The sequence below is a fragment of the Brevundimonas subvibrioides ATCC 15264 genome, assembly GCF_000144605.1.
GTDB classification, from domain to species: Bacteria; Pseudomonadota; Alphaproteobacteria; order Caulobacterales; family Caulobacteraceae; genus Brevundimonas; species Brevundimonas subvibrioides.
The window spans coordinates 162566-182919 of record NC_014375.1 but is presented as its reverse complement, the minus strand read 5'-3'; the positions used below and the strand labels follow the sequence as shown (position 1 = coordinate 182919).

Below are 20354 nucleotides of genomic sequence, written 5' to 3'. Positions count from 1 at the left end.
GCCGGGCTAGGGTTCGGCCTGTTCGATACCGAAGGATGCGTCGCCTTGGAACTGGAATGCTACCCGATGTCGTCGCGGCCGCCGGACATGGTGCCGGGACGTCAATCGCGGAACTGGATGGACGCCTTCGTCAGCCGGCATCCCTATCGCTGCCTGCCGCTGACCATGGCCAATACGACGGGCTGGGAGATCCTGTGCCCTTTCACCTTCACCGCCGAGTGGAACGGCGGGCCGTCGCAGTCCGACATCACGATCACGCCGGAACGGCCGCAGCCGGAACTGGACCATTTCGTCACCTCGCACTTCTCGCGCGGCGTCCTGACCATGCATCCGCAGTATCTGTTCCGCACGCCGCCGGGCTGGGGGATGATCTGTTCGGGCAGTCCCAACCATGTGAAGGACGGCATTCAGGCCCTGGTCGGGCTGATCGAGACGGACTGGCTGCCGTTCCCTTTCACGATGAACTGGATCTTCACCCGGCCCGGCCGGATCAAATTCGAACGGGGCGAGCCGTTCTGCTTCATCAACCTGGTCGAGCACCGGAAGATGGAGGCGGTGCAGCCGGTGATCCGGACGCTGGAGTCCAACCCGGTGATGAAAGGGCAGTTCGAGGCCTGGAACCGCCAGAGGACCGACTTCAACACCCGCCTGGCGTCGGGCGATCCGGATGCCGCCAAGGAGGCCTGGCAGCGGTTCTACTTCAAGGGTGAGATCCCGGAAGCCCTGGGGTCGGCCCCGGACACCCATGCCAACAAGCGTCGGCTGAAGACGCCCCGGGTCGGCTGAGCCGACCCGGGACTTCAGACTCACATAGGGCGGGTGACGCGGCTGCCGATGTTGGCGATGACCTCGCGGGCGTCGAACGCATTGGCGTCGCCGGCGGGCTTTGCTCCGCGACCCATGACGATCTCGGCCGTCGCCTCGTAGCGGTCGACCTGGCGAACGTCGAAGTCGTTGCGGCCCCAGAAGGGATCACCCCACGGGCTCCAGCCGCGCCGGCCGTAGTAGCGCCACGACGGGCCCCAGTAGCGATAGCGATCGAAGAAGGGGTCGCCGATCGTCTGGTAGCGGGTGTCGCGATCGGTGGCGCGGTTGGCGGTCGAGAACCAGTCGAAGCCGCTTTCGGCCGTCAGTTCGGCGGCGCGCAGCAGGAGCGACATTTCGACCTGCTCGCGCGAGGTCACCGAGTTGCCGGCGAAGCTGACTCGGTAGCGGTCGGTCTCGAGCCGCTGCTCGGCATAGCCGCCGCGCTGGCCATTGGCTCCGGCCGGGGCGTAGGGCGTCGCGGTGGCGCACGCCCCGAGGGTCAGGGCGGCCGCGGCGACCAGCAGAAGGGTCTTGGTCGGGGTTTTCATCGAAGGACTCCACAAGGAGGAGGGAAAATCCGCCTTTGCACCTGAACGGGACATGAACGTCTCCGTTCCCGGCATAGGCAAGTCATTCTAAACGCGAAATAATCAGAGCGGCGGCGGCGAGGAGCAGGCCCCCGACGAAGACGCCGAACGCCCGCCGGAACCGGGGTTCGTTCATGCGTCGGGCCAGGGCTGCGCCCCCCAGACCGTAGGCGCTCATGGTGATCAGGTCCATGCCGACGACGACGCAGGCGAAGACGGCCAACTGGGGCGCGGCGGGCCGTGCGGCGTCCATGAACGGCGGCAGGACGGCCGAAAAGAACAGGACGATCTTGGGATTGGCCAGCTGAACCAGGAACCCGTCGACGAAGGCCGGACGGCGCGGGTGGATGCGGCCTTCGGTGGCAGCCGGCGGGGACGGGGGACGGAATGCCCCGCGCAGGGCCGACACGCCCAGCCAGGCGACATACAGGGCTCCGCCAATCGCGATGATCCTGAAAACGTCCGGAAAGGCCGCGACCAGCGCGCCGAGTCCCAGGGCCGCGGCGGCGAACCAGACCAGGGTCGCGGCATTCATGCCGAGGACCGCGATCAGGGCCGCGCGCCGCCCCCTTTCCATGCCGGTGGCGACCGAGAAAAGATTGGCGGGGCCCGGGGTGACGGCCAGGACGGTCATCACCCCGACGAAGACCCAGAACAGGTGCGGATCGACCGGCAGCGTCATCGACAGGCGATCGATCAGGCGGACAGGCAGACGACCTGCGCCACCCGCAGGTCACGCCGCAGGTCGTCGGCGACGCGGCCATAGTTCTCGGTGGTGACCGGTTCGCTGAGCAGAGGCTCGTCCGGCGACTGCTCGCCCCGGATGGCCGGGCCGAGCGTGTCGGGAGAGGTGGTGTAGATGCGGCCTCGACGCGGGGCCTCGGCGATCGTGACCCCGACCACCCGGCCGCGCCGGTCCATGGCGGGAGCGCCCGACAGACCGGCCAGGGTTCCGTCCAGCCCCTCCGTCCGCCCGACCTCGGCCCAGGCGAGGACCGGCTCGTCGCGGCTGCCCCGACCCCGGACGTGCAGCACCTCGCGGCCCAGCAGCCGGGACGCCACCTCTCCGGCCGACCCTTGCGGAAAGCCGGGATGGAAGGCGCGCTGGCCGACCCGCAGGGGCGCCACAGTGGTGACCGGCAGGGCGGGCGGGCCGCCTGCGGTGATCAACAGAGCGATGTCCGCTCGCGGCGACAGGCGGACGTCGGCGGCCACCGCCCGCCCGCCCCCGACGACCAGGGCGGGCCGACGGCATCCCTCCACGACGTGCTTGGCCGTCAGCCAGCGTCCGTCGCCCGCGATGGAGAAGGCGGTGCCCGACGCGGGCTGGAAGGGGATGTCGGGCGCGACCACGGTGATGGACGGGTCGAAGGGCGTGATCGGACCCAGCAGGGCGCCCTCGATGGCGTCGGGCGGCGGGGGCGCGGGCGGGGCGTCGGCATTCTCGCGCTGGGCCAGCGATGCGAAGACGAGCAGGGAGCCCGCGCCGGCATAGAGCAGCAGATCGGCGGGGCGGGGCAGGTTCACCGGGACCTCAGCCCGTCAGGGCGGCGGCGAGGATCAGGGCGGTCGCCAGCTTGGCCGAGACCAGCAGCACCGCGGCCGAGACCTCGCCCTCCTGGATGCGCTGGGGCAGGCCGGTCAGCAGAAGATCGACGACCCGGAATGCCAGCAGCTGCAACACCAGGGTCGCCACCCCCCACAGGGCGATGTCGACGACCGAGGTCGAGACCGACATGGACACGGCCAGGGGAATGGCCAGCCCGACCAGCACCCCACCGAACGCGACGCCGGCCGCCGCATTGCCCTCGCGGATCAGGGCGATCTCCTTCCAGGGCGTCAGCAGGCCATAGACGACCGCACCCGCGCCCAAGAGGGCGAAGGTCACCACCATATGCAGGACCAGAACCGGAAATCCGCTGGCGAAGGCCTGGACTTCGGGGCTGGTCAGGGTCTCGGACAGGGTCGACGGAGCCATGAGGCCTCAGGGTGTGCGGGGCGGTGGGTCGGCAGGAGGAACGAAAGCAAAACGTCTTGCCCGATTGTGGCCACGATCGGCAAGGACGCGGCAGCCACACTGCGTGACCAATGATTGCAGTCCCGTTACGCGAACCGGTATGGGGGCCGCCATGACCGATGCTCCGCTGCCTGTCGTTCTCGTCGTTGCCGCCGCCCTCGTCGATGTGGACGGCCGGGTGCTGATCGCCAAACGTCCGGAGGGCAAGGCGCTGGCGGGGCTGTGGGAGTTTCCGGGCGGCAAGGTCGAGCCGGGCGAGCGGCCCGAAGCGGCCCTGATCCGCGAGCTGAACGAGGAGCTGGGCATCGATGTGCAGGAGGCCTGTCTGGCCCCGTTCGTTTTCGCCAGCCACGCTTACGAATCGTTTCACCTGTTGATGCCACTATATCTGTGTCGGCGGTGGTCCGGCCTGGTCGTCGCGCGCGAGCACGCGGCCCTGGCCTGGGTCCGGCCGAATGCGTTGACGGACTACCCCATGCCCCCGGCCGATGCCCCGCTCGTGGCCTGGCTGAGGGACCTGCTCTGAGGCCATCGAAGGAAAGGTGCGTGACCATGTCCCTGATCCGCCGCTTCCTGAGCGACGAGCGTGGCGCCACGGCGATCGAATACGGCATGATCGTCGGCGCGATCTTCCTCGTCATCGTGGCGGGTGCCACGGCCTTTTCCGACAAGGTCATCGTGATGTTCAACCGGGCGAGCGAGGCCATGACGGCCGCCGCCGGCTGAGCCGAGCGGCCGCTGTAACCCCGCAGGCGTCCGGCGCGACCCTTGGGAACGTGGCGGTCGCCGCGTCGGCCGGGTAAGGGTCGCCCTGTCTCGACGTTCGGATACCTCCGCTTGCGCCTGTCCCTCCTGATCGCCTGGCTGTTCGTCCTGCTCGCGGGCGGTTTCGGCCTGCCCGAACCGGCGCGGGCCCAGCCCGGAATGTCCCGGGCTCCATCGGCGATCGCCCCGGGGCCACAACGCAACGTCCGGATCGAGGTCGAACTGGTGCCCATGAACGCCTGGGCCGCGCCAGGATCGACGGCGGTGGTCGCGCTGCGCCAGAAGATCCAGCCGGGATGGCACACCTACTGGCGCAATCCCGGTGATTCCGGCGGCCCCACCACGCTGGACTGGAGCCTGCCGGCCGGGGTCGTGGCCGGCGAGATCCTCTGGCCGCTGCCGAACCGCCAGCGTCTGGGGGACATCGTCAACCTGGGCTACGAGGGACAGGTCTTCCTGCCGGTCCCCATCGATATTCCCGCCGGGGCCCGGCCCGGGACGACGATTCCCCTGACCGTGACCGCGCTGCTGTTCGTGTGCAGCGACGAGATGTGCGTACCGGACAGCTTTACCCTGAGGCTGGACCTGCCGATCCGCGAGGGGACGGCGCCGCTGACGGGGTCGGACGGCGCGGCGATCCAGCGTCTGGTCGAGACCGCCCCCCGCCCGGCCGGGATCACCGCCCGCGCGACCCTGACCGGGGGACGACTGGTCCTCAGTGCCACGGGCGGTGCGCTGGCCGGGGCCGATATCGGACGCGCGACCTTCTATCCGTTCGAGGCCGGCCGGATCGACCACGACGTCGCCCTGTCGGCGGCAGCCGGGCCCGACGGCCTCTCCCTGACGCTCGACCCCACCGACGATCTGGTCGCGAGCGGTCTGACCGCGCCTCTGGCCGGGGTGCTGGCGACCGACGCCGGGGCCTGGGAGATCGCGGCGGTGCCCGGATCGCTCCTGCCCGGGACCACCGGGCGCGGTCTGGCCACGGCCGATGCGCCCGGCGGCGGCGCGTTCGATGCGGGGACGGCGGCCCGGGCGATCCTGTTCGCTTTCCTCGGGGGCCTGATCCTGAACCTGATGCCGTGCGTCTTCCCGGTCCTGGCCCTCAAGGCGGCTGCCCTGGCGCGGTCATCGCGCGATGCCGGGGAGGCGCGGGTCGACGGCCTGGCCTATCTGGCGGGCGTGCTGGCGACCTTCCTGATGCTGGGCGGTGTCCTGCTGGTGCTGCGCGGTCTGGGTCAGGAGATCGGCTGGGGGTTCCAGCTGCAGTCGCCGCCCGTGGTCGCCCTTCTCGCCCTGCTGATGCTGGTCGTTGGTCTGAACCTCGCCGGCCTGTTCCAGATCGGGCTGGGGCTTCAGGCGGCGGGCGGGTCGCGGCTGTCGCGTCTGAACGGGCCGATCGGAGCCTTCTTTACGGGCGTGCTGGCCGTGGTGGTGGCCGCCCCCTGCACGGCCCCCTTCATGGCGGTGGCGCTCGGCGCGGCGCTGGTCCTGCCCGCGCCGCTCGCCCTGCTGGTCTTCCTGTTCCTCGGCCTCGGCCTGGCCCTGCCCTATCTGGCGATCAGCCTGTCGCCGGGTCTGCTGGCTCGCCTGCCGCGTCCCGGCCCCTGGATGGAGCGTCTGCAACAGGTCCTGTCCGTGCCCATGTTCGCCGCAGCCCTGTGGCTGGGCTGGGTCTTCCAGCGGCAGCAGGGATGGACCCCCGCGGTGTTGCTGATGGCGGGGGCGGCGCTGCTGGGCCTCGCAGCCTGGGCCTTCGGTCGCCGACAGACAGCGCGCGCGGCAGGCAAACCGGCTCGTCCCCTCATGCTCGCATCCGCGCTGGCCCTCGTCGTCGCGCTGGGCCTCACCGGGGTGGCGTCCAGTCTTGCCCCCTCGGTCCGGACCGGGTCGGGCGACGGCAGCGGCCCGGCCACCCGACCCTGGTCAGCGCAGGCGGTCGCCGAGGCGCAGGCCGCCGGAAAGCCGGTCCTCGTCGACTTCACCGCCGACTGGTGCGTCAGCTGCAAGATCAACGAGCGGACGTCGCTGCAGTCGCCCCGCGTCGCCGAGGCCATCGCCCGCACCGGGACCGTCTATCTGGTCGCGGACTGGACGCTGCGCGACCCGGTGATCGCGCGGGAGCTGGCCCGCCATGGCCGCTCGGGCGTGCCGTTGTATCTGGTCTATGCGCCGGGCGAGCCCGCGCCGCGCATCCTGCCGCAACTGTTGACCGAGGGGGTCGTCCTCGAGGCGCTGGAGGCGGCTAGTTCGTCTCGACGCCCGACTGGGCGTCCGGCTGCGGCGGGGCGGTGATGACCTCGACGTTGTCGTTCAGCAGATAGGACAGCTCCGACAGGGCGGTGGCGCGGGCTTCCGGGCTCGCCGCGCTTTCGACGGCCTGGATCCGGACCGGGATGTCCTCGGAGATGCCGCGCAGGATGCATTTCAGGTCGCCGTCGGTGCCCCGTTCCTTGAGGATCAGGTGGGCCTGCATGTCCAGGGCCGAGAGGGCCGTGGCGCGGGCCTTGAAGGCCTCGAAGTCGGTGCCGGTCGCGCCGGTCGGCCCCCAGGCGTCGACGACGGCCTTGAGCGCGCTGGCCCGGGTCACGATGTCGGCGAACATCGGCTCGCTCGCGACCGAGACCGGGGCCCCGGCGACGGCCGCGGGCTGGGCGGCGGCGAGGGCGACGCTGGGGTCCGACAGCAACAGCGAGACGGCGATGGCGATGCCACACGACATGGTCTGGTCCTTTTCGCGACTCTGCGATTGAACCGGTCTACGCCCGACCCGTAAACGAGACCTTGATTAACGAAAGGCTGCCCCATGTCCGAGATCGATATCTGGAGCGGATTCGACGCCGCAGCGGCCCGGGACGCCGGGGCGCGAATCGTCGATCAGTTCGCGGCCGACCCCGACCGGCTGGCGCGCATGAGCGTCGAGGCGGCGGGACTGTATCTGGACCTGTCCAAACAGAGCTGGACCCGGGGCGGGTTCGAAGCCTGTCTGGACCTGGCCCGCGCGGCCGGGGTCGAGGGGGAGCGCGCCCGCCTGTACGCCGGAGAGGCCGTCAACAATACCGAGGGGCGGGCGGTGCTGCATCCCGCGCTTCGGGCCGGCGATGACGCCGACTTCCATGCCTTGGGCGAGGCGGTCTCGGCCGAGGTTCGCGCCGTGCAGCAGGCCATGGCCGACTACGCCCGCGCGGTGCGGGACGGCCACGAGACCGGCGCGACGGGCAAGGCGTTCAGGGCGATCGTCCATATCGGCATCGGCGGGTCGGACCTCGGCCCGCGCGTGGTCTGGGACGCGCTGAAACCGCTGGAGCCCTCGATCGACCTGCGCTTCGTCGCCAACATCGATCCGCGCGACATGGCCGAGGCCCTGACCGGACTCGATCCCGAGACGACACTGGTCGTCGTCGTGTCCAAGACCTTCACGACCCAGGAAACGCTGGCCAACGCCGAGGCCGCCAAGGCCTGGCTGGCCGCCAGTCTGCCGGAGGCGGGTCGTGACCGGCATTTCATCGGCGTCACCGCCGCGCCGGAGCGGGCCGGGGGCTTCGGCTGCGGCCGGGCCTTCGCCTTCAGGGACTGGGTCGGCGGCCGCTATTCGCTGTGGTCGGCGGTAAGCCTGTCCTGCGTGATCGCGCTCGGTCCCGACGTCTTCGACGGACTGCTGTCGGGGGCCCGGGCCATGGACGACCATTTCGTCGATGCCCCGCTGGAGCGGAACGCGCCGGTGCTGATGGCCCTGGCGCAGATCTGGAACGTCGATGGCCTGCATCGCCCGGCCCGCACGGTCGCCCCCTACGCCCACGGCCTGCGCCGCCTGCCGGCCTTCCTGCAGCAGCTCGAGATGGAATCGAACGGCAAGCGGGTCCACCGCGACGGCGCGACCGTCACCCGCCAGACCTGTCCGGTGGTGTTCGGCGAGCCCGGCACCAACGGCCAGCACGCCTTCTTCCAGCAGATCCATCAGGGGCCGCAGGTCGTGCCCGCCGAGTTCGTGATCGTGTCGGAAACCCTTCCGGACGCGGCCGGCGCGCCCCTGTGGTCCAACGCCCTGGCCCAGGGCCAGGCCCTGATGCTGGGCAAGACCACCGAGGCCGCCCGCGCCGAGCTGATGGCGGCCGGATCCACGGACGCGGAGGCCGACCGTCTGGCCAGCCACAAGACCTTTCCGGGGAACCGCCCGTCCACCACCATCGTCATGGACCGGCTGACCCCGGAACGGCTCGGGGCCCTGCTGGCCCTGTATGAGCACAAGACCTTCGTCGAGGGTGTGATCTGGGACATCAACAGCTTCGACCAGTGGGGTGTGGAGCTGGGCAAGGTTCTGGCCAAGGCGATCCTGACGGACGTTGCGGCGGGCGGCCCGTCCCCCGATCTGGATCCGTCGACGGCAGCGCTTCTGGGGCGTCTCATGGCCTGAAGGATCGGGGCATGAAAAAACGGGCTTCCGCGAGGAAGCCCGTTTCATCAGTGAGTGCGCAGACCGACTACCAGCGGCGGTCGTAGCGGTAATCGCGCCGGTCGTCGCGGCGATCGTAGCGACGGTCCCGACGATCGTCCCGGCGGTCGTAGCGATAGTCGCGGCGGTCGTTGTAGCCATAGCCGTAGCGGCTGTTGATGCCGTGCTCGCGCTCCCAGTGGCCCCGGTTCCGCCAGCAGCGGCCGTCGCGATAGAAGCTGCAGTCGTCATTGTTGTCCGAGGCGGCGGCGGCCAGCAGGCCTCCCGCGATGGCCCCGATCACGACGCCCGCGACGACGTCGCCGCCGTTGTCGCGACGCTGGTCGTAGGAGTTCTGGCCCCCATAGTAGCGGCTCTGGGCCTCGGCCGGCGCGGCGGCGGCCAGCGTCAGGGCCAGAACCGGTGCGGCGGCGAAAGCAAGCTTGATGATCTTCATGTCCCTGTCTCCTGAAACGTGGCGTCCGGGCACAACGCCCCTCCCCAGGGTGAAGGTCTAGAACAGGCAATCTGAACGGACGGAGGGGACGTCATTCATCTGGCGTTCATCGCGCCGCCGCCTTGACGATGCCGCCCCGTCATCCTACTTCCGCCCTGCGTTAGCACTCGCGGGTCACGGCTGCCAAAAGCCGGTCCACGAGGGCGACATCAAACTCTAGAGCTATACGGAGAACTCACAGATGGCGTTTCGTCCTCTCGGCGATCGCGTGCTGGTCAAGCGCGTTGAAGAAGAATCCAAGACCAAGGGCGGGATCATCATCCCCGACACGGCCAAGGAAAAGCCCCAGGAAGGCGAAGTCGTCGCCGTGGGCCCCGGCGTCCGTGACGAGCGCGGCACCGTCAATGCCCTGGAACTGAAGGCCGGCGACCGGATCCTGTTCGGCAAGTGGTCGGGCACCGAGGTCAAGCTGGAAGGCGAAGACCTGATCATCATGAAGGAATCCGACGTCCTGGGCGTGCTCTAGCACCCGACCGTCGACCCCCTTCTTTACCCATCAGATTGACATAGGAGCCGCCTCACATGGCTGCGAAACAAGTACAGTTCTCCACCGACGCGCGCGAGAAGATGCTGCGCGGCGTCAACGTCCTGGCCAATGCGGTCAAGGTCACCCTGGGGCCCAAGGGCCGCAACGTGGTCATCCAGAAGTCCTTCGGCGCCCCGCGCTCGACCAAGGACGGCGTCTCGGTCGCCAAAGAGATCGAGCTCGAGGACGCCTTCGAGAACATGGGCGCCCAGATGATCCGCGAAGTCGCTTCGAAGACGAACGACAAGGCGGGTGACGGCACCACCACCGCAACCGTTCTGGCTCAATCAATCGTGCAAGAGGGCCTCAAGGCCGTCGCCGCCGGCATGAACCCGATGGATCTGAAGCGCGGCATCGACAAGGCCGTCACGGCCGTGCTCGCCGACATCAAGGCCTCGGCCAAGAAGGTCGAGAACAACTCCGAAATCGCCCAGGTCGGCACCATCTCCGCCAACGGCGACGCCGAAGTCGGCGAAATGATCGCCAAGGCCATGGCCAAGGTCGGCAACGAAGGCGTCATCACGGTTGAAGAAGCCAAGACCGCCGAGACCGAACTCGACGTCGTCGAAGGCATGCAGTTCGACCGCGGCTACCTGTCGCCCTACTTCATCACCAACGCCGACAAGATGGAGGTTCAACTCGAAGAGCCTCTGATCCTGCTGTTCGAAAAGAAGCTGTCGTCGCTGCAGGCCATGCTCCCGATCCTGGAAGCCGTGGTTCAGTCGGGTCGCCCGCTGCTGATCATCGCCGAGGACATCGAAGGCGAGGCCCTGGCCACGCTCGTCGTCAACAAGCTGCGGGGCGGCCTGCGCGTCGCCGCCGTCAAGGCCCCGGGCTTCGGCGACCGCCGCAAGGCCATGCTGGAGGACATCTCGGTCCTGACCGGCGGCCAGGTGATCTCGGAAGACCTGGGCATCAAGCTCGAGAACGTCACCATCGACATGCTCGGCAAGGCCAAGAAGGTCACCATCACCAAGGACGACACCACCATCGTGGACGGCGTCGGCGGCAAGGATGAGATCGAGGCCCGCATCAGCCAGATCAAGAAGCAGATCGAGGACACCTCGTCCGACTACGACAAGGAAAAGCTGCAGGAACGTCTGGCCAAGCTGGCCGGCGGCGTTGCGGTCATCCGCGTCGGCGGCTCGACCGAAGTCGAAGTGAAGGAAAAGAAGGACCGCGTCGACGACGCCCTGAACGCCACGCGTGCAGCCGTTGAAGAAGGCATCGTCCCCGGCGGCGGCATCGCCCTGCTGAAGGCGACCAAGGCTCTGGACGGCCTGACCGGTGACAACGCCGACCAGACCGCCGGCATCGCCATCATCCGTCGCGCCATCCAGGCCCCGATCCGTCAGATCGTGGAAAACGCCGGCGTCGAAGGCTCGATCGTGGTCGGCAAGGTGCTCGAGAACACCTCGGCCACCTACGGCTTCAACGCCCAGACCGAAGAGTACGGCGACCTGGTCGCCATGGGCGTGATCGACCCGGCCAAGGTGGTTCGCACCGCCCTGACCGACGCCGCCTCGGTGGCCTCCATTCTGATCACGACCGAAGCGGCCGTGGCCGACGCTCCCAAGAAGGGCTCCTCCGGCGGTGCCGGCGGCGGCATGGGCGGCGGCATGGGCGGCATGGGCGACATGGACTTCTAGTCCACGCCTGTATCGCACTGACGACAGAGAGGGCGGGTCCAGCAATGGGCCCGCCCTTTTCCTTGGCCTTTGAACCAACCTTGGCCATGGGTGTTTGACTCCGTCTCTCTGGAGGAAGTCCCATGCCCAGCCGCCCCACCTGGCAAGGCCATCTGAAGCTGTCATTGGTCAGCTGTCCGGTGGCGCTGTATACGGCGACCTCGAGCGCCGACAACGTGCGCTTCCATATGATCAACCCCAAGACCAACAACCGCATCCGCATGGTGGCGACCGATCCGGACACCGGGCCGGTGGAGCGCTCGGAGCTGGTCAAGGGCTATGAGGTGTCCAAGGACGAATACGTCCTGTTCGACGACGCCGACTTCGACAAGGTGCGGCTGGAGAGCACAAAGACCATCTCGATCGACAAGTTCGTCGACGAGACCGAGATCGATCGGCTGTTCTGGGACGCCCCCTTCTTCGTGGTGCCCGAGAAGGGGACCGGGGTGGAGGCGTTCGCCGTGATCCGCGACGCGATGGCGAAACAGGGCAAGGTGGCGCTGGGGTGTCTGGTGCTGCGCGGCAAGGAACGGCAGCTGGCGCTGGAGGTGCGGGGCAAGGGGCTGGTCGCCTACACCTTGCGGGCCTACGACGAGGTGCGCGACGCGGCGGACTATTTCGACGCCATTCCGACGGTGAAGGCCGACGCCGACATGGTCGAGATCGCCGCGCGGATCATCGCCCAGAAGGAGGCGGACTTCGATTCCTCGGACTTCGTCGACCGCTACGACGACGCGCTGAAGGCGATGATCAAGACCAAGACCAAGGGCGGCAAGGGCATGGTGGCGGTCGAGGAGCCGGACGACACCAACGTGATCGATCTGATGGCCGCGCTGCGGAACAGCCTGAAGGGCTCGGCCTCGCCGGCCGCCAAGAAGGCTCCGGCCAAGAAGGCGGCCCCGAAGAAGCCGGCGGCGAAGAAGAAGGCGGCCTAGCCGGCGGCCGGGGGCCTGGGGACCAGCCGGATCTCGAACAGCCGGGGCCAGTTCTTGCCGGTGACGAACAGGCGGCGGCCGGCGGGATCCCAGGCGATGCCGTTCAGGACGTCGTCGTTGGGATTGGCGACCGGATCGGGCAGCAGGCCGGTCAGGTCGATGATGCCCTTGACCACGCCGGTGGCCGGATCAATGCGCAGGATGAAGTTGGTCTGCCAGACGTTGGCGAAAACCTCGCCGTCGATGAACTCCAGCTCGTTCAGCTTGGGCACCGGGCGGCCGCGGTAGGTGACCGGTACCACGCCGGTCTGGGTCAGGGTCTCGGGGTCGAAGAAGCGCAAGGACGGGGAGCCGTCCGACAGGATGATGCGGGTGGCGTCGCGGGTCAGGCCCCAACCCTCGCCCTCATAGGTCCAGGTGCCCGCCGGATCGAGATCGTCGGCGTCCCAGATGAAGCCCTGCCCGCCCTGCCAGGTCAGGGTCAGGACCCGGTCGCCCCAGTCGGTCAGGCCCTCGCCGAAATGCTCGACCGGCAGCTCCTTCTTCTCCAGCACGACCCCGTCCTCGAGCCGCACGCGGCGGACGCTGGACGGGTGACGGCCGGTGCTCTCGATCAGGACGCCGTCGCGGTAGATCAGCCCCTGGGTGAAGGCGGCCGGGTCGTGCGGATAGGTGTTGACGATCTCGTAGTCATAGATCGGGGGTGCCGGCGGCTGGGGGGCCGCCTGGACCGTGGGCGCGGGCGCAGGCGCCGGAGCACTCTGCGACCAGGCGAGGGGCGCGCCCGCCAGGACGACCAGCCCGATCAGGGCCGGGATCAGGACGGGTCTCCGGGAGGGCGCGCGCATGGAGATCAGCCGTTCGGATCGGCGGCGGCGCGGGCCTCGGCGGCCTGGGCGTCGGCCTCGGCACGGTCGGCCACGCCCCGCGCCAGAAGCGCCTGGTCCTTTTTGGATGTGGCCGCTCGACCCATCATGTTCAGCGCCTCCACGCCGGCCGAGAAGGCCATGGCCGCGTAGATATAGCCCTTGGGCACGTGGAAGCCGAAGCCGTCGGCGATCAGCACCAGGCCGATCATCAGCAGGAAGCCCAGGGCCAGCATGACCACGGTGGGGTTTTTGGCGATGAAGTTGGCCAGGGGGTCGGCGGCCAGCAGCATGACGGTGACGGCGGCCAGGACGGCCACGACCATGATCGGCAGGTGCTCGGTCATGCCGACGGCCGTCAGGATGGAGTCGATCGAGAAGACCAGGTCCAGGATGATGATCTGGACGATCGCCGATCCGGCGTTGGAGATCATGACGTCCTTCTTGTCGAGGACGTCGTGCGAGGGCGTGGGGTCCACCGTGTGGTGGATTTCCTTGGTCGCCTTCCAGATCAGGAACAGGCCGCCCGCGATCAGGATCAGGTCCTTCCACGAGAACTCGTTGCCCATGACGGAGAAGACGGGCTGCACCAGGCCGACCAGCCAGGCGATGATGGACAGGAGCGCCAGTCGCATGACGAGGGCCAGGCCGATGCCGATGCGCCGGACCTTCTGGCGTTGCTCGGGCGGCAGCTTGTTCGACAGGATCGAGATGAAGATCAGATTGTCGATCCCCAGCACCACCTCCATGACCACGAGGGTGACGAGCGCAGCCCAGGCGGCGGGGTCAGACAGAAGCGGCGTAATCGAGTCGAGCATCGGGGGTCCGGAAGCAGTGAAAGGGTGCGGCGTTTCGTCCGCTATAGCGCATCGAACGCGTATCGGGACCCCTCGGGGACGCCGGGCGAGTGCGACACAATCGCAGACGACGCACGCCGTTCGCCGTGAGGGGCCGCACGGGAGCGATCGTCGCCCGATTTGAACCCATGGCGCATCCTCTGGCGGACATCAACGCCAGTGACGAACGACCTAGCCGGCGACGAGCACCCAGAGACCGGTGGCCGCGAACGCGGCCGCGGCCGCCATGCGGATGTATTTCAGCGGCAGGCGTTTGGCGGTCGCCTCGCCCAGCCAGACGGCGGGACCGTTGACCAGCATCATGCCCACGGTCGATCCGGCGACCACCAGGGGCAGGTTCTCGAACCGGATGGCGAGGCCCGCCGTAGCGATCTGGGTCTTGTCGCCCATCTCGACCAGGAAGAAGGCCGCCAGGGTGGTCCAGAAGATGCCCATGAATGTCTTGTCGACCTGGGCCTCGTCCCGGACCTCGAGCGTGTCGGGGATCAGGGCCCAGAGCGCGAACCCCAGGAAGGCGACGCCGACGATCCATCGCATCCACGGACCGTCCAGATACTGGGCCGCCAGGGTGCCGGCCAAGGCGGCGAAGGCGTGGTTGGCGAGGGTCGCGGCGAAGATGCCGAGGACGATCGGCAGGGGCCGGCGCCAGGCGGCGGCCAGGGCGATGGCCAGCAGCATGGTCTTGTCCCCGATCTCCGCGATGGAGACGAGGCCGACCGATATCAGGAAGGCGTCCAGGGCGGGCTCGATGCAGGGCGGGGTCTGTGAAAACAGACGGGCCAATGAGGCGGCGCGTTTAGGCCGGGCCCCCGGCGGGTGCAAGCTGAACGACGGCGGTAGACAGCCCAATATGGTTAAGATAACGCTGGTCGGGCCTCGAAAACGCCTTTGAAGCCATTTCGCTTCTCAGGGGAATACGTGGTCTATCAGAGGGTTAGGGGGAGAATTCATGGAACCAGTATCGATGTTGGTCGCCTCCATGCTGCTGGGCGGCATGGTCGAAGCGCCCGACGGATGCGCACCGCATCCGCATTACGACGGTGAACTGTGCCCGTGCACGCGGGAGGCCACCTTCTACGGCCCCTGGACCCCGGGTTCGCCCTGGCCGCACGGCGCGCCGGGCGGCGGCTATGGCCCGCCGATCTACATTCCGGCCGGTCCGGACATCCATGTGAGGTCGCCGGGGGCCCGGGTGTACGGCCGCCCGATCGAGGTCGCCGGTCCTGTGGTCTATATCTCCGGTCCCCCCGTCTATGTCGAAGCCCCGCCGATCCGCGTGGCCCCGGCCCAGATCTACGTCCAGCGTCCGGAAGTCCACGTGAACCCGTCGCAGATCCTGGTCGAGCCGCCGCAGGTCCATTTCTCGGACTGCACGGACGGCACCGTCTGCACGCCCGTCACGCCGGGCGGCCACTAGGCGCTGGCGAGCGCCTGCGGGTTCAGACGGCCCCGCAGGCCCCGTCGGTCGATCAACGACCAGAGACCCGGACGCTGCAGAGCGGCCGGGTCTTCCGTTGTCTGGAGAGGTGCCGTCAGCTCGCCGGCGGGACCACGGCCTGGACGTTGACCGGCTCGGCCACCGAGGCGGCGCAGAAGGCGCGGGCTTCGCGCGCCAGGCCCAGATAGCCGCCGTCCAGCGCCGCCCGGATCGCCTCCTCGCAGCGGTCCTCGGCCAGCAGACCCGTCACCGACCGCTGGACCGTCTGGTAGGCAACCTGGCGATCTCGCAGCGAACGCGCGGCGCGACGGTCGTCGGGCAGGCAGAGCGACATCCAGCCGGCGTCGGCACAGCGCGCCACCAGTCCGGCCTCGCGCTCGGTCAGGATGCCGGCCTCCGAACCGGCGGCGGCGACCTCCGTGGGGGTGGTGCCGGCCGGGGTGTCGCCCGGGACCGGGGACGGCGCGGGCCCGGTGCGCGGGGTCAGCTCCAGTTCCGAAGCATCGCCGGTGAAGGGAATGATCTCGATATTGGGCACCTGATAGCGGCAGACCCAGCGGTCCTGCTCCATGGCGCACGACTGCAGCGTGGCCTGGACCGCCTGGGGGGCGGGGGCAGGAGGGGCGACGACGAGGGCGAGCATCAGGCCGATCATGTCGGTCCTCCCGCAATACGGGTCGAAACGGGGGCTTCGACCGTCGACCCGTAGTTAACGCCGACGCCGGTCCGGGGCCTAGTGAAATTTCACGCTTCGGCGACCGTCGGTTCGTCAACCAGGGTGGCGTGATGGACCGCCTGGCGACGCTCGACCGCATAGCTGACCAGCCACAGGGCCATGGCCCAGGCGGCCCCCACGCTCCAGCCCGCGAAGACGTCCGTGGCCCAGTGCGCGCCCAGATAGATGCGCGTCAGCCCGACGAGGACCGCGATCAGCACGCCCGTGCCGATGACATAGGCCTTCAGGCTACGTCGCGGGAAGGCGCGCGACAGCATGACGGCCAGGCTGAGATAGAAGACCGTGGACAGCAGGGCGTGGCCGGACGGGAAGCTGGCGTTGATCGTTTCGACCGCCTGGAACTGCTCCGGCGGGCGGGCGCGTTCGAACATGGCCTTCAGCCCCTCGGACAGGGTCACGCCGCCCAGAAGGCCGAAGACCAGCAACAGGGCCGACAGCCGCTTCTTCTGGATGATCAGAAAGATCACCGCGATCGTGGCGAACAGGGCCAGGACCGAGATCCCGCCCAGCGCCGTCAGGTCATTGGCGGCCGTGGACAGCCACCAGGGGCCCCAGGCGTCGGACGGATCGGCGTTGGGCCGCAGGATCGACAGCACGCCCTGGTCGAAGGCCTGGCCGTCGGCCTCGCGCATGTCATCGGCGAGTTCGGCGAAGATCGAGACCCCCAGTCCGACGATCAGAAGGGCGGACAGGGCGACGAATTCGGTACGGGCCAGACGAAGGGCGCGGCGAAAAAAACGGACGGGGGCGGAGGATGGCATCGGCGGCTAACGGCCAAGCTGCTGTCGCGTTCCCGATCACGGAGTCGTGAATACGGGTCGCCCCGCGCGTCGCGAGCCTGTCGCGCCCTTTTGCACAGGGTCATCCCCTGTGCCGAAGTGATTCGGAACGAATTGCGGCGTCAAGCCCGTTGACGGGTCGTTAGGCATCTGCGCCCCATATGTTGGTTCGGGGCGCGCTTCGGCCACTAGATGCAGTGGTCGGGGCCAGGCGGCTTCTCTTCGATTTTAGTTCAGGGCGATGACGATTATGGCTGGCGGCGAAGCGTTGAAGACGGTTGATTTTGCGGCAGTTCCCGGTGCGGCACCGGCGGCGCCGACGTCCGAGCGTCCCCATCTGACGGTCGTGCGCAGCCTCGAACTGGACCGGACCCGCGACGACCTGCTGACCGACTTCGGCAAGAAGACGCTGGAGGACCGCTATCTGCTGGCCGGCGAGAGCTATCAGGACATGTTCGCCCGCGTGTCGACCGCCTATGCTGACGACGCCGACCACGCCCAGCGCGTCTATGACTATATGTCCAAGCTTTGGTTCATGCCCTCGACGCCGGTGCTGTCGAACGGCGGCGCGAACCGCGGCCTGCCGATCTCCTGCTTCCTGAACTCGGTGCAGGACAGCCTGGACGGCATCCAGCGCGTCTGGAACGAGAACGTCTCGCTGGCCTCGAACGGCGGCGGCATCGGCACCTACTGGGGCGGCGTCCGGTCGATCGGCGAAAAGGTCAAGGGCGCGGGCCAGACCTCGGGCATCATCCCCTTCATCCGCGTGATGGATTCGCTGACGCTGGCCATCAGCCAGGGCAGCCTGCGCCGGGGCTCGGCGGCGGTCTATCTGGACGTGCACCACCCCGAGATCGAGGAGTTCCTCGAGATCCGCAAACCCTCGGGTGACTTCAACAGGAAGTCCCTGAACCTGCACCACGGCATCAACATCACCGACGAGTTCATGGAGGCGGTGAAGGCCGGCTCGGACTTCGCCCTGCTGTCGCCCAAGGACCAGGCCGTGATCCGCCGGGTCGACGCCCGCTCGCTGTGGCAGAAGATCCTCGAGATCCGCCTGCAGACCGGCGAGCCCTATCTGATCTTCTCGGACACGGTGAACCGCCAGATGCCGCGCCACCAGCGCGAGCTGGGGCTGAAGGTCAAGCAGTCGAACCTGTGCAGCGAGATCATGCTGCACACCGGTCCCGACCACCTGGGCATCGACCGGACCGCCGTCTGCTGCCTGTCGTCGGTCAACGCCGAGATGTTCCTGGAGTGGCGCGAGGAGCCCCGCTTCGTCGAGGACGTGATGCGGTTCCTGGACAACGTGCTGGAGGACTTCATCACCCGCGCGCCGCCGGAAATGGCCGCCGCCGTCTATTCGGCCAAGCGCGAGCGCTCGGTGGGTCTGGGCCTGATGGGCTTCCACTCCTTCCTGCAGTCGCAGGGCGTGGCCTTCGAGTCCGCCATGGCCAAGTCGTGGAACATGCGGCTGTTCAAGCACCTGCGCCGCGAGGCCGACAAGGCCAGCGTCAAGCTGGCCGAGGAGAAGGGCCCCTGCGAGGACGCGGCCGAGCGCGGCGTCATGGAGCGGTTCAGCCACAAGCTGGCCATCGCCCCGACCGCCTCGATCAGCATCATCTGCGGCGGCACGTCGGCGGGCATCGAGCCGATCCCGGCCAACATCTATACCCACAAGACCCTGTCGGGCTCGTTCGCGGTCAAGAACCCGTACCTGGAGAAGCTGCTGGACGGCTACGGCGCCAACACCGACGCGGTGTGGTCCTCGATCCTCGAGCACGAGGGCTCGGTCCAGCACCTGACCATGCTGAACGACGACGAGAAGGGGATCTTCAAGACCGCCTTCGAACTGGACCAGCGCTGGGTCGTCGAACTGTCGGCCGACCGGTCGCCAGAGATCTGCCAGGCCCAGTCGATCAACCTGTTCATCCCCGGCGACGTGAACAAATGGGACCTGCACATGCTGCACTGGTCGGCGTGGGAGCGGGGCGTGAAGTCGCTCTACTACCTGCGGTCCAAGTCGGTGCAACGCGCCGCCTTCGCCGGGGCCGAGGACAAGGCCGAGGTCGAGCCAGATCCCAACCAGCCCGACCTGTTCAGCGCCGCCCCCACCGACTACGACGAGTGCCTGGCCTGTCAGTAGGTTAGGGGCGCTACCGCGCACCGATGTAAGGGCGCTACCGCGCGCGACGCGGTCGCGCGCTGCTTGAGCGCATCTTGTGAAGTGGGGCGCTATCCCTCGGCTCGCGGAGCCTCGCTGCTTGAGCGCGGGGCGGGCTGAAAGGCGGCCGGGACCCGGTCTGGTTTTACCCGCTGCCGGGGGAATTCGCGCGTGGCGGCGGGGTGCGGGAACCGGTGCCTCTACCCCGCGTTGCGCAGGCGTCAGGGCCTTGTCACAAAATCGCGGTTGGACGGCCCTGTTTTTCGGTGCACTCTGTGCGCTGTTAACGGGCTGTGGGAGGACCGTTGCCTTATCTGGTGCGACTTGCGTTGAGCGTGATGTCCCTGGCGACCCTGGCGGTCCCGGCCTCCGCGCAGACGTGGGTGAACCAGAACTGGTCCGAAGGCGAGCAGGCCTCGGCCAGCACCATCACCGCCCGGCTCAACACCCCCACCGCCCTCACCGTGGCCACCGGGGCCGCGTTCGGACCCGGCCTCGAGGTCGAGGACGCCTTTGCGCCCACCGACATGCGCAATCCCTTCGCCGCCGCCACGACCCACGACGTCTGGATCGAGGGCGACGGCCACGCCGACCGGCTGCGGATGCGGGCCCGCGGCGAGCTGCGTCGCGCCGACGGGGCCCCCCTGCCGGTCTCGCCGCTGGACCAGGGCGCCTTCCAGGCCGAGGGCTATGACGTCAGCTATACGCGGGGCTGGCCGGTGGCGCGGGGCTACACCGCCTCCGGGCTGGAGGTCAGCCTGACGCCGCACGCCGGCATTGGGGTCGGCGACCGGGGCGGTTTGGCCGAGGCCGGGGCGACGCTGAAGATCGGACGCGGCATCGACCGGCTGGTGCCCGAAGGCAGCGCCGCCTTCGGCCAGCGCGCCCGCTGGTATCTTTATGCCGCCGGGTCGGGGACGGCCGTCGGTTACAACTTCGCCCGCAACCGTGACGGCGACTACGCCCGCTCCGGCGTCAGCCACGACAGCGGCAACTTCCTGGGCGACGCCTCGGTCGGCATCGCCCTGCGGCGCGGCGACATGCAGGGCTCGTTCGGGATCGTCTATCGCGAGATCGAGGCCGAGGGCATGCGCAGCGGACGCGGCATCGACAACGACGTCACCGAGGGCCTTGTGGCGTTCCAGCTGTCGATCAAGCCGGAATGGTGAAGCTGAGGGCTTAGTGAGTAGGGCTTAGGGTCCAGGGCCAGGCATCGTTGTCTTGTGCCTCAGAACACGCC

At 68.5% G+C, this 20354-nt stretch carries 22 protein-coding genes; 11 read left to right on the top strand and 11 right to left on the bottom strand.

The annotated features are described in order from the left end of the window. Positions 1-45: 45 nt before the first annotated feature. Positions 46-786 carry a DUF6065 family protein gene (locus tag BRESU_RS01015; RefSeq protein WP_013267621.1) on the top strand — a complete coding sequence of 247 codons (741 nt, stop codon included), beginning with the start codon at positions 46-48 and terminating at the stop codon, positions 784-786. A gap of 20 nt (positions 787-806) precedes the next feature. Here BRESU_RS01015 and BRESU_RS01010 read toward each other — a convergent pair whose 3' ends face one another. The 4 genes from BRESU_RS01010 to BRESU_RS00995 form a co-directional block, all read right to left on the bottom strand. Continuing rightward, the gene (locus BRESU_RS01010; RefSeq protein ID WP_013267620.1) at positions 807-1355 is read right to left on the bottom strand and encodes a CC0125/CC1285 family lipoprotein; all 549 of its coding nucleotides are present in this window, start codon (positions 1353-1355) and stop codon (positions 807-809) included. Positions 1356-1437: 82 nt separating this feature from the next. Further along, positions 1438-2076: a LysE family translocator gene (locus BRESU_RS01005; protein ID WP_013267619.1), complete on the bottom strand. Its 639-nt coding sequence runs from the start codon at positions 2074-2076 to the stop codon at positions 1438-1440. A 14-nt stretch (positions 2077-2090) separates the two neighbouring features. Further along, a complete protein-coding gene (locus BRESU_RS01000) occupies positions 2091-2921 on the bottom strand; it encodes a S1 family peptidase (protein WP_013267618.1) in 831 nt (276 codons plus the stop codon). 7 nt (positions 2922-2928) lie between these two features. Further along, on the bottom strand, positions 2929-3372 hold the full coding sequence (locus BRESU_RS00995; RefSeq protein ID WP_013267617.1) for a DUF350 domain-containing protein: 444 nt from the start codon (positions 3370-3372) through the stop codon (positions 2929-2931). A gap of 151 nt (positions 3373-3523) precedes the next feature. Between BRESU_RS00995 and BRESU_RS00990 the strand changes: the two genes are divergently transcribed. The 3 genes from BRESU_RS00990 (at position 3524) to BRESU_RS00980 (ending at position 6471) form a co-directional block, all read left to right on the top strand. Next, complete coding sequence (locus BRESU_RS00990) at positions 3524-3937, top strand: (deoxy)nucleoside triphosphate pyrophosphohydrolase (protein ID WP_013267616.1); 414 nt, start codon at positions 3524-3526, stop codon at positions 3935-3937. A gap of 26 nt (positions 3938-3963) precedes the next feature. After that, the gene (locus tag BRESU_RS00985; RefSeq protein WP_013267615.1) at positions 3964-4137 is read left to right on the top strand and encodes a Flp family type IVb pilin; all 174 of its coding nucleotides are present in this window, start codon (positions 3964-3966) and stop codon (positions 4135-4137) included. Between the two features lie 111 nt (positions 4138-4248). Beyond that, a complete protein-coding gene (locus BRESU_RS00980) occupies positions 4249-6471 on the top strand; it encodes a protein-disulfide reductase DsbD family protein (protein ID WP_013267614.1) in 2223 nt (740 codons plus the stop codon). On the opposite strand, the gene BRESU_RS00975 is transcribed toward BRESU_RS00980, so the two are convergent. Beyond that, entirely contained in the window at positions 6422-6898 is a 477-nt protein-coding gene (locus BRESU_RS00975) for a hypothetical protein (protein WP_013267613.1), read from the bottom strand. The two genes, BRESU_RS00980 and BRESU_RS00975, sit on opposite strands and share 50 nt — an antisense overlap. An 84-nt stretch (positions 6899-6982) precedes the next feature. Between BRESU_RS00975 and pgi the strand changes: the two genes are divergently transcribed. Further along, the gene (pgi, locus tag BRESU_RS00970) at positions 6983-8590 is read left to right on the top strand and encodes a glucose-6-phosphate isomerase (protein ID WP_013267612.1); all 1608 of its coding nucleotides are present in this window, start codon (positions 6983-6985) and stop codon (positions 8588-8590) included. Between the two features lie 67 nt (positions 8591-8657). Here the strand turns inward: pgi and BRESU_RS00965 are convergent, their stop codons facing one another. Beyond that, on the bottom strand, positions 8658-9065 hold the full coding sequence (locus BRESU_RS00965; protein WP_013267611.1) for a hypothetical protein: 408 nt from the start codon (positions 9063-9065) through the stop codon (positions 8658-8660). A gap of 241 nt (positions 9066-9306) precedes the next feature. On the opposite strand from BRESU_RS00965, the gene groES reads away from it, so the two are divergent. The 3 genes from groES to ku all read left to right on the top strand — a co-directional run bounded on the left by groES (position 9307) and on the right by ku (position 12274). Beyond that, positions 9307-9591, top strand: a complete 285-nt coding sequence (groES, locus tag BRESU_RS00960; protein ID WP_013267610.1) for a co-chaperone GroES — start codon at positions 9307-9309, stop codon at positions 9589-9591. 56 nt (positions 9592-9647) lie between these two features. Further along, positions 9648-11300, top strand: coding sequence for a chaperonin GroEL (gene groL / locus BRESU_RS00955; protein ID WP_013267609.1), 1653 nt, complete (start codon positions 9648-9650; stop codon positions 11298-11300). Positions 11301-11422: 122 nt separating this feature from the next. Then, positions 11423-12274: a non-homologous end joining protein Ku gene (ku, locus tag BRESU_RS00950; protein ID WP_013267608.1), complete on the top strand. Its 852-nt coding sequence runs from the start codon at positions 11423-11425 to the stop codon at positions 12272-12274. On the opposite strand, the gene BRESU_RS00945 is transcribed toward ku, so the two are convergent. The 3 genes from BRESU_RS00945 to BRESU_RS00935 all read right to left on the bottom strand — a co-directional run bounded on the left by BRESU_RS00945 (position 12271) and on the right by BRESU_RS00935 (position 14780). Next, positions 12271-13122, bottom strand: coding sequence for a glutaminyl-peptide cyclotransferase (locus BRESU_RS00945; protein WP_013267607.1), 852 nt, complete (start codon positions 13120-13122; stop codon positions 12271-12273). The two genes, ku and BRESU_RS00945, sit on opposite strands and share 4 nt — an antisense overlap. A 5-nt stretch (positions 13123-13127) precedes the next feature. Beyond that, positions 13128-13958, bottom strand: coding sequence for a TerC family protein (locus BRESU_RS00940; RefSeq protein ID WP_013267606.1), 831 nt, complete (start codon positions 13956-13958; stop codon positions 13128-13130). A 210-nt stretch (positions 13959-14168) separates the two neighbouring features. Continuing rightward, complete coding sequence (locus BRESU_RS00935) at positions 14169-14780, bottom strand: TMEM165/GDT1 family protein (protein WP_342610988.1); 612 nt, start codon at positions 14778-14780, stop codon at positions 14169-14171. Between the two features lie 181 nt (positions 14781-14961). Between BRESU_RS00935 and BRESU_RS16710 the strand changes: the two genes are divergently transcribed. Further along, positions 14962-15414: a hypothetical protein gene (locus BRESU_RS16710; protein WP_050762441.1), complete on the top strand. Its 453-nt coding sequence runs from the start codon at positions 14962-14964 to the stop codon at positions 15412-15414. A 115-nt stretch (positions 15415-15529) separates the two neighbouring features. Here the strand turns inward: BRESU_RS16710 and BRESU_RS00925 are convergent, their stop codons facing one another. Then, entirely contained in the window at positions 15530-16090 is a 561-nt protein-coding gene (locus tag BRESU_RS00925) for a hypothetical protein (protein WP_013267603.1), read from the bottom strand. 89 nt (positions 16091-16179) lie between these two features. Further along, entirely contained in the window at positions 16180-16932 is a 753-nt protein-coding gene (locus tag BRESU_RS00920; RefSeq protein WP_013267602.1) for a phosphatase PAP2 family protein, read from the bottom strand. A gap of 259 nt (positions 16933-17191) precedes the next feature. Here BRESU_RS00920 and BRESU_RS00915 point away from each other — a divergent pair, with 259 nt between their 5' ends. Together BRESU_RS00915 and BRESU_RS00910 are read left to right on the top strand one after the other, a co-directional pair. Then, positions 17192-19096: a ribonucleoside-diphosphate reductase subunit alpha gene (locus BRESU_RS00915; protein ID WP_041761160.1), complete on the top strand. Its 1905-nt coding sequence runs from the start codon at positions 17192-17194 to the stop codon at positions 19094-19096. Between the two features lie 356 nt (positions 19097-19452). Continuing rightward, positions 19453-20283, top strand: coding sequence for a lipid A-modifier LpxR family protein (locus BRESU_RS00910; RefSeq protein ID WP_156796210.1), 831 nt, complete (start codon positions 19453-19455; stop codon positions 20281-20283). Positions 20284-20354: the final 71 nt, after the last annotated feature.

Bases quoted from the DNA above. Each gene is read 5' to 3' on its own strand.
- BRESU_RS01010 (WP_013267620.1), bottom strand. From the start codon at position 1,355: ATGAAAACCCCGACCAAGACCCTTCTGCTGGTCGCCGCGGCCGCCCTG.
- BRESU_RS01005 (WP_013267619.1), bottom strand. From the start codon at position 2,076: ATGACGCTGCCGGTCGATCCGCACCTGTTCTGGGTCTTCGTCGGGGTG.
- BRESU_RS00995 (WP_013267617.1), bottom strand. From the start codon at position 3,372: ATGGCTCCGTCGACCCTGTCCGAGACCCTGACCAGCCCCGAAGTCCAG.
- BRESU_RS00990 (WP_013267616.1), top strand. From the start codon at position 3,524: ATGACCGATGCTCCGCTGCCTGTCGTTCTCGTCGTTGCCGCCGCCCTC.
- BRESU_RS00985 (WP_013267615.1), top strand. From the start codon at position 3,964: ATGTCCCTGATCCGCCGCTTCCTGAGCGACGAGCGTGGCGCCACGGCG.
- BRESU_RS00975 (WP_013267613.1), bottom strand. From the start codon at position 6,898: ATGTCGTGTGGCATCGCCATCGCCGTCTCGCTGTTGCTGTCGGACCCC.
- pgi (WP_013267612.1), top strand. From the start codon at position 6,983: ATGTCCGAGATCGATATCTGGAGCGGATTCGACGCCGCAGCGGCCCGG.
- BRESU_RS00965 (WP_013267611.1), bottom strand. From the start codon at position 9,065: ATGAAGATCATCAAGCTTGCTTTCGCCGCCGCACCGGTTCTGGCCCTG.
- groES (WP_013267610.1), top strand. From the start codon at position 9,307: ATGGCGTTTCGTCCTCTCGGCGATCGCGTGCTGGTCAAGCGCGTTGAA.
- groL (WP_013267609.1), top strand. From the start codon at position 9,648: ATGGCTGCGAAACAAGTACAGTTCTCCACCGACGCGCGCGAGAAGATG.
- ku (WP_013267608.1), top strand. From the start codon at position 11,423: ATGCCCAGCCGCCCCACCTGGCAAGGCCATCTGAAGCTGTCATTGGTC.
- BRESU_RS00945 (WP_013267607.1), bottom strand. From the start codon at position 13,122: ATGCGCGCGCCCTCCCGGAGACCCGTCCTGATCCCGGCCCTGATCGGG.
- BRESU_RS00940 (WP_013267606.1), bottom strand. From the start codon at position 13,958: ATGCTCGACTCGATTACGCCGCTTCTGTCTGACCCCGCCGCCTGGGCT.
- BRESU_RS16710 (WP_050762441.1), top strand. From the start codon at position 14,962: ATGTTGGTCGCCTCCATGCTGCTGGGCGGCATGGTCGAAGCGCCCGAC.
- BRESU_RS00925 (WP_013267603.1), bottom strand. From the start codon at position 16,090: ATGATCGGCCTGATGCTCGCCCTCGTCGTCGCCCCTCCTGCCCCCGCC.
- BRESU_RS00920 (WP_013267602.1), bottom strand. From the start codon at position 16,932: ATGCCATCCTCCGCCCCCGTCCGTTTTTTTCGCCGCGCCCTTCGTCTG.
- BRESU_RS00915 (WP_041761160.1), top strand. From the start codon at position 17,192: ATGACGATTATGGCTGGCGGCGAAGCGTTGAAGACGGTTGATTTTGCG.
- BRESU_RS00910 (WP_156796210.1), top strand. From the start codon at position 19,453: ATGTCCCTGGCGACCCTGGCGGTCCCGGCCTCCGCGCAGACGTGGGTG.